The 13414-nt window shown below is 60.1% G+C and carries 11 protein-coding genes and 1 tRNA gene; 3 read left to right on the top strand and 9 right to left on the bottom strand.

Going from position 1 to position 13414, the window contains the following annotated elements:
• Window positions 1-4 precede the first annotated feature (4 nt).
• The 3 genes from QPW08_RS13370 to QPW08_RS13365 form a co-directional block, all read right to left on the bottom strand.
• Window positions 5-3244: a helicase-related protein gene (locus QPW08_RS13370; protein ID WP_284126408.1), complete on the bottom strand. Its 3240-nt coding sequence runs from the start codon at window positions 3242-3244 to the stop codon at window positions 5-7.
• Window positions 3245-3355: 111 nt separating this feature from the next.
• Window positions 3356-3553, bottom strand: coding sequence for a helix-turn-helix transcriptional regulator (locus QPW08_RS14745; RefSeq protein WP_407674576.1), 198 nt, complete (start codon window positions 3551-3553; stop codon window positions 3356-3358).
• 216 nt (window positions 3554-3769) lie between these two features.
• Window positions 3770-3856 (bottom strand) — tRNA-Leu (locus QPW08_RS13365).
• A 209-nt stretch (window positions 3857-4065) separates the two neighbouring features.
• On the opposite strand from QPW08_RS13365, the gene QPW08_RS13360 reads away from it, so the two are divergent.
• Window positions 4066-5019 carry a complex I NDUFA9 subunit family protein gene (locus tag QPW08_RS13360; protein ID WP_284126407.1) on the top strand — a complete coding sequence of 318 codons (954 nt, stop codon included), beginning with the start codon at window positions 4066-4068 and terminating at the stop codon, window positions 5017-5019.
• Window positions 5020-5028: 9 nt separating this feature from the next.
• Here the strand turns inward: QPW08_RS13360 and QPW08_RS13355 are convergent, their stop codons facing one another.
• Complete coding sequence (locus tag QPW08_RS13355; protein ID WP_284126406.1) at window positions 5029-5472, bottom strand: NfeD family protein; 444 nt, start codon at window positions 5470-5472, stop codon at window positions 5029-5031.
• Complete coding sequence (locus tag QPW08_RS13350) at window positions 5472-6446, bottom strand: SPFH domain-containing protein (protein WP_284126405.1); 975 nt, start codon at window positions 6444-6446, stop codon at window positions 5472-5474. The genes QPW08_RS13355 and QPW08_RS13350 overlap by 1 nt, the downstream gene beginning before the upstream one ends.
• Window positions 6447-6604: 158 nt before the next feature.
• On the opposite strand from QPW08_RS13350, the gene QPW08_RS13345 reads away from it, so the two are divergent.
• Window positions 6605-8713, top strand: a complete 2109-nt coding sequence (locus QPW08_RS13345; RefSeq protein WP_284126404.1) for a PQQ-dependent dehydrogenase, methanol/ethanol family — start codon at window positions 6605-6607, stop codon at window positions 8711-8713.
• Window positions 8714-8813: 100 nt separating this feature from the next.
• Complete coding sequence (locus QPW08_RS13340; RefSeq protein WP_284126403.1) at window positions 8814-9203, top strand: hypothetical protein; 390 nt, start codon at window positions 8814-8816, stop codon at window positions 9201-9203.
• A 3-nt stretch (window positions 9204-9206) separates the two neighbouring features.
• Here QPW08_RS13340 and QPW08_RS13335 read toward each other — a convergent pair whose 3' ends face one another.
• The 4 genes from QPW08_RS13335 to QPW08_RS13320 form a co-directional block, all read right to left on the bottom strand.
• On the bottom strand, window positions 9207-10097 hold the full coding sequence (locus tag QPW08_RS13335; protein ID WP_284126402.1) for a dienelactone hydrolase family protein: 891 nt from the start codon (window positions 10095-10097) through the stop codon (window positions 9207-9209).
• Between the two features lie 69 nt (window positions 10098-10166).
• A complete protein-coding gene (locus QPW08_RS13330; protein WP_284126401.1) occupies window positions 10167-10958 on the bottom strand; it encodes an SDR family NAD(P)-dependent oxidoreductase in 792 nt (263 codons plus the stop codon).
• A gap of 41 nt (window positions 10959-10999) precedes the next feature.
• Complete coding sequence (locus QPW08_RS13325) at window positions 11000-12010, bottom strand: NAD(P)H-dependent flavin oxidoreductase (RefSeq protein WP_284126400.1); 1011 nt, start codon at window positions 12008-12010, stop codon at window positions 11000-11002.
• Between the two features lie 39 nt (window positions 12011-12049).
• Window positions 12050-13327 carry an aspartate kinase gene (locus QPW08_RS13320; RefSeq protein ID WP_284126399.1) on the bottom strand — a complete coding sequence of 426 codons (1278 nt, stop codon included), beginning with the start codon at window positions 13325-13327 and terminating at the stop codon, window positions 12050-12052.
• Between the last annotated feature and the right edge of the window lie 87 nt (window positions 13328-13414).

Raw genomic sequence — 13414 nt, 5'->3', positions numbered from 1 at the left:
TCGATCATGATGCGGCTTTGACGATCAGAAAGCTCACAACCTCGAAGTCATCGCTCCCTTTGAGATGATCCTTGGTGAGGCTCGTACCGCCGCGTGTGAATAGGCTCTCGACGCCTTTCTCTTCCGTCTTGCCGACAATGCTCTCGATCGCCTTGTCACGAAGCTCGCAATAGTGGCTCATGTCGCGGCCCTTCTTCGTTTCGGCCTGGACCGCAGTTATGGCCGCTTCGTCGAGCTCAGCCGTGGTCGCAGCGAGCTTCTTGAAGAGGTCCAGGCTCTTCTTCGCCTGGAGATGATTAAAGACGATCTCGCCTGTCTCGGAGACATAGACGAGATAGTAGGGAGCGAGGGCATAGCTATCCTCGTTCTGCACTTTAGCCTTCACGTCGCGGAGGCAGAAGATCGCGCCAGGAACCGCCTCCGGCGTGCTAGCGGTGATGGCTGCGTGAAAGCCGGTAGGTGCGCCTTCCAAGGTGGCGAGATTGTCCTTCATGAAGCTAGAGAGGTCCATGCGGAAATCGTTCAGCGTCATGTCGGTGATGGAAACGCTGCCATCCATATCCTCAAGGTCGATCACCGCATCCTGAAGCTGCTGCATCTGCTTCCGGCGGTATTCGAGATCATTCATCTGCTTGGTCTCGTCATACTCGATGACGTTCTCTTCGCCGGTGGCAGAGATATCGAGCAACACCATGCGTCCGCTCACGCGAGCTTCCAGATTGATATACTCGTCCAGCTCCATATTCGGCCAGAAGTTGGTCAGCTGGATAGCGCCATTGCGAGAGCCCAAGCGATCGACACGACCAAAGCGCTGGATGATCCGCACTGGGTTCCAGTGAATGTCGTAGTTCACCAGCATGTCGCAATCCTGAAGGTTCTGACCTTCGGAAATGCAGTCCGTGGCGATTAGGATATCGATCTCATCGGTCGCATCAGGATCGACCTTCTCACGCTCCTTCGAGATCGGTGAGAAGTTCGTAAGGAGAGAGTTCAGGTCGCGGCCCAATACCTTGATCGTGCATTTGTTGGTACCGGAACCTGTGATCAACGCACTGTGCAATCCAAACTGCTGCAACGCCCAATCGTGAATGTGAGAGTAGAGGTATTCCGCCGTGTCCGAGAACGCGGTGAAGACGATTACCTTCCTGTTTCCATCGTTGATCGGGTTTTTGAGCTTGGCTGAGATCGTGTCTTTCAGGGCTTGCAGTTTGGCGTCATCGTCGGCTTCAACCTGGCGAGCTTCTTCGAGGAGATAGGCTAGCAAGACCCTGTCAGCTTCCAGGTCCTGCTTGAGCCGAACAAGGTCCAAGTCTTGAATGAGCACTTTGACCTTGCGGCCAATCATGAGGTCCTCAAGCTCAGGAGAATCGGCTTCGATTTCCTCGATGCTCAACTCTTCGATCTCTTCGCTTTCAAGCGCTTCGATCTTCTCCAGCATCGCCTCAACCTGTGCGTGAACTTTCTCAGTGGTGAGAGCGAAGGAATGGATCGAGCTTTCCATGCGCTTGAGCATATTGACGCGCATCAGGTGGATCAGGCTGCGCTCTCGATCGACTTGCTTGAGCGTGGATTTGCCGCCTTTGACCTGTTGGTCGTACTTGCGGCTATATTCTTCCTGCTTGTCGCTCCTTAGGTAATCGAGTGGTGCGTAGGCTGCTAGCGAGAGCTTCTTGATAGAGCGATTGATATCTTTGAGGGGCGGGAACGCACCAGCCTTGTCGATGTCAGCTTTGACGTTTTGCGGCTTTAGGCGTTCAGGGAACTTGCCGATCTCCGAGATGTCATAGTACTTCTCGATATGTCGTCGCGAGCGAGCGATCGTAAGAAGGTCGAGAAGCTTGAAGTAGCCAAAGTTTAGGCTTTCCAGCAAAGCCTCAGGCTTGCGTTCCGCTTCGGGCAATTTCAGCCAATTGTTGAATTGGGTCTGCGCCCGCCGAAGTGTCACTTCGATGCTGGCGATTCCGGATTCAGCAAACGCTTTGTCCTGGCCTTCAGTGATGAAGGCGACTTGGTTCTTCAGATCATTGAGGCGATTGTTGACGGGAGTGGCAGAAAGCATGAGGACCTTGGTCTTCACGCCTTTGCGGATCACCTCTTCCATAAGGCGTTGGTAACGGGTTACGCCATCGGCTCTGGGATTGTTATTTCTAAAGTTGTGCGACTCATCGATCACAACGAGGTCGTAATTGCCCCAATTCAAGGTTTCGAGATTGATCTCGCCTGACTTACCGGTCTCACGGCTGAGGTCGGTGTGATTGAGTACGTCGAAGTTGAAGCGATCGCCCGCGAGTACGTTTCGCTTGTCGTTGATCGTGTACACAGTCCAGTTTTCGCGAAGCTTCTTTGGCGCGAGCACCAGGACGCGATCATTGCGGAGCTCATAGTACTTGATGATAGCAAGCGCTTCGAATGTCTTACCAAGACCGACGCTGTCAGCAATGATGCAGCCGTTGTGCTTTTCGAGCTTGTCGATCGCACCGAGTACGCCGTCGCGTTGGAACTTGTAGAGTTTGTTCCATACGATTGTGTCCTTGATCCCCGTCTTCGACCGGATGATGCTGTCCTCATCGATGTCATCGAGAAAATCTCGAAAGATCGTGAAGAGGGTAAGGAAATATAGAAGGTTCGCAGGCTTATCAGCCGCGAGGTTTTCGAGCGCTTGTAGCAGCGTCTCTTTCGCCTGAATGATCGCGGTAGGATCGTTCCAGATTGTATCGAACCAGTCGATCAGTTGTTGGGCAGCGGCGCGATCAGTCGCAACGGTATTCATGGCAAAGGCACTGGACTGCACTGTGCCAAGCCCTGGCGCAGTCAGGTCGGACGTTCCAGAGATAGCCACCGCGTCTCCGTCAGGTTGGCTGACGTGGAACAGGTTTTGACGGATTGGAGCGCCAGACAAAGAGCGCACTTCAGCTTTCTTCCGGACCCACTGCGCACATTCAGCAGCGATGTGCTGAAGGTTTAGCTCGTTCTTGAGACCAATCTCGTCTGAATTGCCTGCAAGGCGTATCGGCAAGGTGGCTTCGCCATCTGCAAGCAGAAGCCTAAGATTTTCGATCTTGGAAAGCTCGCCCTTCAGGGCGGCAAAGCCAAACACGGTGAAAAGCCCGGTCAGGATCGCGAGCTTCGATTCTGGTTCGATACTCCTGCGAAGTTCGTCTGCAACCTTGCCGTGGGTCTTGTTGTCGAGGAGCATTCTTCGGTGATATCCGGCTTTTTTGTTTGGTTGGTTGCTTGTTCCCATGTTTGGCGACGAATTTTAAGTGCTTAGTGCAATAATACACGCTCCTTCGCGATCTGTCTTCGAACTGAAGTTGGGTGACCGGGCTTGCAATCCCGGCCACCCGCTCCTTTATCAGGAGTGTCGGACAGGCGCTTCGCGGCCATCCAGACGTGACTGAAGCCAATCCAAAACTTCATCCTCAACCCATCCCACCCTGCAAGGGCCAAGCTGTACCCGCTTGGGGAATTGGCCGGCCTTTTCCAGGCGCGCAATATGCTGAGGTGAATACAGGACAAGCTCCTTCAGCTGGCGCTTTGAAAGAATCCTCATCACGATGTCTCCTTGAAAGAGAGCATCGCGATGCCCCGGCTAACGACAATCCCCGAGGAACGCATAAGCTATCAGGAAGCGTGCGGATCGCAATTGCCGAGCGCATGGCTGCTCATATCTGACCAAGCCTGCGCACGAGTCGAGGTGGCCCAGAAGGTGGGCTGAATTTGCGCATTCCACTCAAATTCTTGTTTTTACGATATTTTTTAAGATAAATGGTGCCCAGAAGAGGACTCGAACCTCCACGCCCTTGCGAGCGCCGCCACCTGAAGACGGTGCGTCTACCAATTCCGCCATCTGGGCACACATCGGGTCCGGTCATCGTTGTCCGGTCCGCGGGTAGGGGCGGGCCACTACGAAGAGTCGCCCGCCATGTCAACGGCAATATGGGGCATCAGACCTCCAGATCGAACCTCGGCAGATCGCTACGTCGGAACGGTTGCGAGTCGCGCTACGTTAAGGCATGGCCATGACCAGTTTCGCAAAGCGCAAATACCCATAGGACCTGATCCATGCCTGCCATCAACCCGCTCGCCAACAAGCTCGTTACAGTCTTCGGTGGTTCAGGATTCCTTGGCAGGCATGTAGCCCAGGCGCTCCTTTCGCGTGGTGCCCGGCTGCGTATCGCCAGCCGCCACCCAGAGAAGGCCTATACCCTCAAGCCGCTGGCGAACCTCGGGCAGCTACAGTTCGCGCGCTGCAATATCCTCAAGGCGGAAAGCGTAGAAGCATGCCTGCAAGGGAGTGATGCTGTCGTCAATCTCGTCGGCTCTTTCGAAGGTGACCAGGTCGAACTGATGGGCAAGGCCGCCGGACGCATTGCCGAACTGGCGGCAGCGCAAGGCATCAGCCGGTTCGTGCACATCAGCGCCATCGGCGCCGAGCTTGGCGAGGACGCTGACGAAGCGACGGAATATGCGCGGGGCAAAGGACTGGGAGAGAAACTGGTCCTGGATACACTCCCGAAGGCGACCATCCTGCGACCGTCAATCATCTTTGGCGAAGACAATAGCTTCATCAACATGTTCGCCGGCCTGATCCAGGCTCTGCCTGCGCTACCGGTGTTTGGTCCGAAGGCGGAACTGCAGCTGGTCCATGTCGACGACGTGGCGGAGGCCGCCGCGATCGCCCTCGCCGATCCCGGCACATATGGCGGCAAGACATATGAGCTTGGCGGGCCGGAAGTCCTCAACATGATGGAAATCCATGAGCGCATCGCCGAGGCGCAGCGCCGCCCGCGCAGCTTCTTCCCGATGCCGGATTTCGCCAGTGCCACCTTTGCCACTTTGCCGCTGACGCCAATGACGCGCGACCAGTGGGCCATGCTCAAGGCCGGCAATGTGGTGAGCGCCAAGGCCAAGGGATTCAAGGAGCTAGGCATCGAGCCCAAGCCACTCGGCCTGTTCCTCGACGACTGGATGGTGCGCTATCGCAAGCACGGGCGCTTCAACGAAGCGCTGGCCTGATCGCTTGCCCTAGGCAGGCTCCACCAGCAGAATGGCCCCTTCGCTCCCGGTGATGCGGACCCGCGCGCCGACTTCCATGTCTGTGCCACGCGCAAGCCATTCACTGTCGCCGACCTTGATCCGTCCGGTGCCACCTTCGAAGCCTTGCACCACCAATGCAGTTTCGCCCACCAGCCGCTCACCCCTCCGGTTCATCTTGGGATCAACATCCTCGATCGGATGGGCCTTGAGGTAGTTGCGCCCCATGAACACCGCAACAATCGCCAGCACCGCGAAAATCACGATCTGCAGAGGCAAGCCGATCGGGAGGAAGAAAGCGAGCGCCCCGGTAATGAGCGCAGCTCCTGCCAACCAGATCAGGAACACACCCGGGACGAGGATTTCCGCCGCCCCCAGGAACAGCCCGATGGCGAGCCAGATGAAATGCGGCTCGAGCGATTCCAGCCAGTCCATTACGCCCCCCTGCTACGCGGCACGCTCGGTCGCGACGGGGAAGGCGGATTGCCGCCACCCGATCCGCTGCCATCCCCAAGCGCTTCTTTTGCCAGTTCGCCGATTCCGCCCAGCGTGCCGATCAGCTGGGTCGCTTCGACCGGGAACAGGATCGTCTTGGCGTTCGGGCTGGTGGCGAACTTGGCCACGGCATCGGTGTATTTCTGTGCCACGAAGTAATTGATGGCCGTTGACCCGCTGTCGGCTATCGCAGCGGTCACAACCTCGGTTGCCTTGGCTTCTGCCTCAGCCTCGCGCTCGCGCGCTTCGGCATCCCGGAAAGCGGCTTCGCGCCGGCCTTCTGCCTGCAGGATAGCGCTTTGCTTGGCACCTTCTGCGCGAAGGATTTCCGATGCCCGATCACCTTCGGCCTCGAGGATCTCCGCGCGCTTCAGGCGCTCGGCTTTCATCTGCCGCGCCATGGCGTCGGAGATGTCCGCCGGCGGACGGATATCCTTGATCTCGACGCGAGTGATCTTGACCCCCCAGGGCGAGGTAGCGTGATCGACCACGCTGAGCAGGCGGGCGTTGATTTCGTCACGCTTGGACAGCGTCTCGTCGAGGTCCATGCTGCCCATCACTGTGCGCAGGTTGGTGGTCGTGAGCGCCATGATCGCATTGTAGAGGTTGGAGACCTCATAAGCTGCCTTGCCCGCATCCAGGACCTGGAAGAACACCACCGCGTCGGTGCCGACCATGGCGTTGTCTGCAGTGATGATCTCCTGCCCCGGGATATCGAGCACCTGCTCCATCATGTTGATCTTGTGCCCGACGCGATCGAAGAACGGGATCAGCAGGTGGAAGCCAGGCTCTGCCGCCTTGTGGAACTTGCCCAGCCGCTCAAGCGTGTAGACATAGCCCTGCCGCACGATGCGCACGCCCATCGCCAGGAAGACGATGACAAGCACCAGCAGCGCCAACAGAAATTCGAACATGGATCCTCCCCCAGGGTTTCTTGTGGTCGAAGCTAGCGCGCGGAGCCTTGCACGCCAAGCAAAAGCGGTTCGCTTTCAGCAATAGACAAGTCGCTCGGAACACGGCAGGTTCGGTTGCAAAGCGCGACTGATAGAATCGCGCCGAGGGAGAGACATCGATGAAGCGCATTGCCGTGGCCGCACTTGCGGTGCTTGCATTGGCTGGCTGCAACAACAGCCCCACCCGATCGGAGCTCGCCACGGAGGGCGTTACCGATGCCATGATCGCGGCGGGCAATGGTGAAGAGTGGCTGACCTATGGCGGCGACTATGCCGAACAGCGCTTCTCTTCGCTTGACCAGATCAATGCCGGGAACGTCGGTGAACTGGGCCTCGCCTGGTCTGCAGATCTGGATACCGCGCGCGGGCAGGAAGCGACCCCGCTCATGCACGACGGCACGCTCTACATCACCACGGCTTGGAGCAAGGTGAAGGCATACGATGCCAGGACCGGTTCGCTCAAATGGGAATATGACCCAGAGGTGCCGCGCAGCAAGCTGGTTGAGGTGTGCTGCGACGCGGTTAACCGCGGCGTGGCTCTTTACGGTGACAAGGTTTACGTTGCGACACTCGACGGCCGCCTGGTCGCGCTGGACCAGGACACCGGCCAGGTCGTGTGGGACAAGCTGACCATTCCCGAAGGCTCGCAGATGGCGATCACGGGTGCACCTCGCATTGCCAAGGGCATGGTGCTGATCGGGTCGGCCGGGGCGGAGTATTTTACCCGCGGCTATCTTGCTTCCTTCGATGCGCAGACCGGAGAGGAATTATGGCGGTTCCATACCGTGCCCGGCAATCCGGCCGACGGATTCGAGAACGCAGCCATGGAGAAGGCGGCGGAGACCTGGACCGGTGAATGGTGGAAACTGGGCGGTGGCGGCACCGTGTGGGATTCGATCACCTATGATCCCGAGACCGACCTCGTCTATTTCGGCACTGCCAATGCCGAGCCGTGGAACCCGGCCTATCGCAATACCGATGGCGCAGGCGACAGCCTCTACACCGCCTCAATCGTCGCGGTGAAACCGGATACCGGCGAGTATGCCTGGCACTTCCAGGAGACGCCGGAAGACCGCTGGGACTTCGATTCCAACCAGCAGATTACCGTCACCAATCTGGAGATCGACGGCAAGGAGCGCCGCGTGGTGATGCACGCGCCCAAGAACGGCTTCTTCTACGTGCTCGATGCAGCCAGTGGCGAGTTCATCTCCGGCAAGCCCTTTGTCGAAGGGATCAACTGGGCCAGCGGGCTCGATCCCGAAACTGGCAAGCCCGATGTCAATCCGGAAGCGAAATACGAGCTGACCGGAAAGCCTTTTGTCGGCGTGCCGGGTGCGGTCGGCGCGCATAGCTGGTCGCCGATGAGCTACAGCCCTGAGACTGGGCTGGTGTACATCCCTACCAACAATACCCCGCAGTACTACGCGCATGATCCGGATTGGGAGCCGGGCGAAACCGGGTTCCAGCTCGGTCTCGACGTGAGCGGCGGCAATTTCCCTGCCGACAAGGGTGTGCGCGAAGCAATCAAGGCCAGCCTCAACGGCGCGCTGGTGGCATTCGATCCGGTTGCCGGCGAGATCCGCTGGAAGGTCGACCAGCCCAGCCCTACCAATGGCGGCACGCTGGCGACAGCCGGAAACCTGGTGTTCCAGGGCACCTCGACCGGTGAGTTTCGTGCCTATACTGCCGATACCGGCCAGCAGCTGTGGTCGTTCGAAACCCAGACCGGCGTACTCGCGGCTCCCATGACCTATGCCATTGACGGTGAGCAATATGTCGCCGTTCTGGTCGGCTGGGGTGGTGTTTGGGACGTTTCGGCCGGCGCTCTCGGGGGCGGGATCACACCCAATGTCAGTCGCCTGCTGGTGTTCAAGCTGGGTGCCGATGGTGAACTGCCGCCGCTCAAGCCCACGCCTGCGCTGGTGCTCGATCCCCCGGCACCGGAGGGCACGCCAGAGCAGATCGCGTTGGGCGAGAAGCTCTACACCAACAGCTGCAGCGTCTGCCATGGCAGCAGCGCGGTGGCTGGCAGCCTCAACCCGGACCTGCGGCACAGCTCCACGCTCGGCAAGAAGGATCTGTGGCAACAGGTCGTGCATGACGGCCTGCTGGCGCAGAACGGCATGGTGGCGTGGAACAAGCAGTTTGACCGCGAACAGATCGAAGCCATGCGGCTCTATGTCCTCAAACGGGCGAACGAAGACAAGGCACTGGAGAGCGGCGGCTAACCGCCCGGCAGGAATCTTTCGCTAGGACAACAGCCTCATTCAGGCGTGTTACATTCAGTCGAAGTTAGGCCCTTGCCATCGAGGCAAGGGGAGAACTTCAATGCAATGGATTCCGGTGATCGCCACAGGTATAGCCGCATCTGCTTTCATGGTGCCTGCACAGGCCCTGGCCCAATCGCTCACCAGTGGCGATTACGAGCAATGTTCGGTCTATGATCGAGACGGCGACTTCTCAGGCTATGACAGTGTATGCCTCGAGCGAAAACGCGCGGCATTGCGTCGTTTCGAACGGCGCCGGACACGCGAGACGGTCCGAAACTACAACAGCGGCATCTACAACTGCCCGCTTTATGCCAACAACGGGCATGGCTACCTGAGCACCTACTACACCAACGGCCAGATTGCGCCCTACGGCACGGCATATGACAGCGCCATCAACGGCCGGCCGTGCATCCCGAACCCGATCTACATCACGCCTGGTTACAGGTGACGATCAGCCCCTGAGCTCGTTTTCATACAGCACCAGCAGTCGCGACCATGCGCGCTCGGCTTCGGCCTCATCATAGGTCGGGTTGTCGAGCACGCACCAGCCGTGGTCGCCGCCGTAGACTTCGATCTCGGCGCTGATCCCGCCGGCATCGGCGGCTTCGCGCAGTGCGGTCTTGTCGTCGGGGGCTTTCGCGTCGTCGTTCCTGGCAATGGCGATGAGGTAGCTGGTATCCTTCTCCAGGATCTTGTGCGGGCTGTCCTCATCATCGCGCACCAGCCCGCCGCCGTGGAAACTGGCAGCAGCCTTGACCCGGTCCGGACGGGAATGCGCGCTGTAGACCGTGAACGGACCGCCCATGCAGTATCCCTGCGTGCCGATCCCCTTCGAAGTGTCGACGGCTTCCTGCCCGTCCAGCCAGTCGACCAGCGCATCGGTATCGCGCATGATCGCCGTGCTGGAGAGCTTCGCACGCCATGGTCCGACCTGTTGGAAGCCGCCCCCAGAGCGGAAGTCGACCATGGTCGGAAACTGGTCGCCCGGGACATCGCGATAGTATTGGTTGACCACGAGCACGGCATAGCCCTCGCCGGCGAGCCGCCGCGCCATGACCCGCTTCGCATCGCGCAAGGAAGCGATGTCAGGCCACAGGATCACCGCCGGATGCTTGCCGGCCGCAGGATGCACGAAGAAGGCATCCATCTCACCGTCCTCGGTGTCGATCAGGACCATGTTCTCGACGAGACCGCTTGCACCCGATTCACCATTGCTGGCAGATATCTCGCCAGAGCAGGCCGCCAGCGCCGCAGCCCCGCTTAGCAAGCCGAATTGGCGCCTATTGAGGCCCTTGGCCGCGAGCTTCTTGTCCCAGCCGGCAAGATCACTTTCGTCACACATGCGAATCTCCTCTTTGCGGCGAGGATAGGCGCTTGGCGGACACGAGCAAGCTGGGCCTTAGCACCAGTCCTATCCGCGCATCAGCACCCGCGCACTTTGCCCGTCATCGATGCGGATGATCGCGCCGGTGACGCATTCGCTCGACGGGGCGACGAGATAGAGCAAGGTCGAATCCATCTGTGCCGGGACCGGGATCCGCTTGCGCGCGACATGGTCGGTCGGGTCGCCGATGCGTTCGAACATGCCGTCGGTCATTTCGCTGACGAACATACCCGGCGCGATGGCGTTGACGTTGATCCCGGCATAAGCCCATTCGACGCTGAGCGCTTCGGTCATGCGCGCGATGGCGGTCTTGGTGACGGCATAAAGGGCCGCCCCACCGCCATCATAGCGATAATGCGCGACCGAGCTGATGTTGACGATATTGCCCGGCTTCTTCGCCTCGATCAGCCGCCGCGCGACTTCGCAGGCGAGCAGCCACGGTCCGCGTAGGTTCACGCCCAGCACCTGGTCGACCAGCTCGACGCTCATCTTGTGGGCGCGCTGGGCATCGGGCATCCCGGCATTGTTGACGAGAATGTCGATGGTGTCGAAGGCCTGCTCGCCCGCATCGACCGCCGCCACCAGCGCATCAGCGTCGGTCGCATCCATCTGCACCGCCAGCGCCTTGCCGCCCGCTGCTTCGATTTCGGCCGCCAGCGCCTCCAGCCGGTCCAGCCGCCGCGCCGCGAGCACCACCGCTGCGCCCTGGCTCGCCAGCACCCGGGCGAAACGTTCGCCGAGGCCCGAAGAGGCCCCGGTTACCAGCGCGACGCGCCCGGAAAGGTCCTGCGAATTGTTCGGCAGTGGATAGTCGCTCATCGGTCTGCTCTCCCTTCAGTCCCGCTGCGCCGATACCAGTATCAGCGCCGTGTCAGTGCTACCTCGCTCTGCGCCATCAACTTCTGGATGATATTGGCGACCGGCTCCTCTTCCTTGAGCATGCCGACGCTTTGCCCGGCCATGACCGAGCCGTTCTCGACATCGCCGTCGATCACCGCGCGGCGCAGCGCCCCGGCCCAGAAATGCTCGATCTGCAGCTGGGCCTCGCCCATCTCGATCGCGCCTTCATCGAGCAACTTGGCGACTTCAATTTGCTTGGCGGTGAATTCATCTGTGCCCTTGTTCTTGAGCGCGCGGACCGGGATCACCGGCAGGCGCGGATCGACCTGCACGCTGGTGATGGCATCGCGCGCATTGGCGCGGAAAAAGGCCCTCTTGAAGTTCTCGTGCGCAATCGATTCCTTGGCACAGGCAAAGCGCGTGCCGAGCTGCACGCCGACTGCGCCCATCTCGAGATACCCAGCGATCGCCTGCCCTCGACCAATGCCCCCGGCGACGAACACCAGGTGATCCTCGCTCAATTCGGGCAGGAATTCCTGCGCCAGCACGCTGGTCGAGACCGGGCCGATATGGCCTCCGGCCTCCATTCCTTCGATTACCAGCGCATCGCCACCCGAACGCAGCAGCTTCTTCGCCAGCGCCAGCGTGGGAGCAAAAACGATGACCTTTGCCCCGAACTCCTTGATCGCCTCGACACTGCCCTTGGGCGGAATCCCGCCGGCGAGCACGACATGGCCGACATCGTGCTTCTTGCAGACCTCGATCAGCTCGAACAACTGCGGGTGCATGGTGATGAGGTTCACCCCAAACGGCTTGTCCGTCAGCGCCTTGGTCGCTGCAATCTCGGTATCGAGCAGCTCGGGCGTCATCGCCCCGCAGGCAATTACACCAAAGCCACCAGCGTTGGAGATGGCGGAGACGAGGTTGCGCTCCGACACCCAGCTCATTGCCCCGCACAGGATGGCGTAGTCCGAGCCGAGGAAGTCGGTGCCGCGCTGCATAAGGCGCGAAGTCTTTGGATAGTCAGTCATGGCTGGCGCTTAGGGCGCGTTGCACGGGCGGGCAAGCTCTCAGGCCGCGTCCTCCGCATCGAGACCATAAGCGGTGTGCAGCACGCGCACGGCCAGCTCGGTCTCGTCCTCGTCGATCATGACGCTGACCTTGATCTCGGACGTCGAGATAGCCTGGATGTTGATGCCGCGTTCCGACAGCGCGCGGAACATCGTGCTGGCTACACCCGCATGGCTCTTCATGCCGACACCCACAACGCTGATCTTGGCGATCTGGCTATCGGTAATGATGCGGTTGAAACCAATCTCGTCGCGGCGGTCTTCCAGCAGCGCTTGAGCCCGAGCCAGGTCCGCCTGCGGGACAGTAAAGGTCACGTCTGTCTCGCCCTTGTCGCGGCCGACGTTCTGGATGATCATGTCGACATTGATCGATGCCTGCGCCAGCGGCTCGAAGATATTGGCCACTGCGCCGGGCTTGTCCGGCACGCGGGTCAGGATCACCTTGGCCTCGTTCTTGTCATGCGCGATACCGGTCACAAGCTGGCGTTCCATGTCGCCCTCCTCGAGAATGCGTTCCATTTCCTCTTCCGACACGATCATCGTGCCGGGCAGGTCGTCTGCGGGGGTGGCATCGTCGTCGACGAAGCTGGAGAGGACTTGCACCCGCACCCCCTCCTTCATGGCGAGCCCGACCGAGCGGGTCTGCAACACCTTGGCACCGACCGAGGCCAGCTCCAGCATTTCCTCGTAAGTCACCGCCTTCTGCTTGCGCGCGCGGGCGACAATACGCGGGTCGGTGGTGTAGACCCCGTCGACGTCGGTATAGATGTCGCAGCGGTCGGCCCCGATGGCAGCAGCAACGGCAACGGCCGAGGTATCCGAACCGCCACGCCCCAGCGTAGTGATCCGCCCATCATCGCTGAGGCCCTGGAAACCGGGTATGACAGCGATCGTGCCGCCAGCCATGCTTTCAAGCAGAGCATCATTGTCGATGCTTTCGATCCGGGCCTTGGCGTGCGCTTCGATTGTGTGGACCGGCAACTGCCAGCCCAGCCAGCTGCGCGCCTTGCAGCCCAGCGATTGCAGGGTCAGCGCCAACAGGCCCGAAGTCACCTGCTCGCCCGATGCCACCACCACGTCATATTCCGCCGGATCGTACAGTGCGTTGGCTTCGCGGCAGAAATTGACCAGCCGATCGGTCTCGCCCGCCATCGCGCTGACGACGACCGCGACCTCATCGCCATTCGCAGCCTGCTTGCGTACGATATTGGCCACGCGGCGAATCCGCTCGGTCCCCGCCATCGAGGTTCCGCCGAATTTCATCACGATACGGGCCACTTGGGCGCTCCCGGTTCTGATCCTGCAAGAGCGCTGGGGACTAGGGGCGTGTGGCGCAGATGACAAGCAAGCTTGCGGTTTACGCGG

It is taken from the genome of Parerythrobacter aestuarii (assembly GCF_030140925.1).
GTDB lineage: Bacteria > Pseudomonadota > Alphaproteobacteria > Sphingomonadales > Sphingomonadaceae > Parerythrobacter > Parerythrobacter aestuarii.
This window is presented reverse-complemented; position numbering and strand designations above follow the sequence as displayed.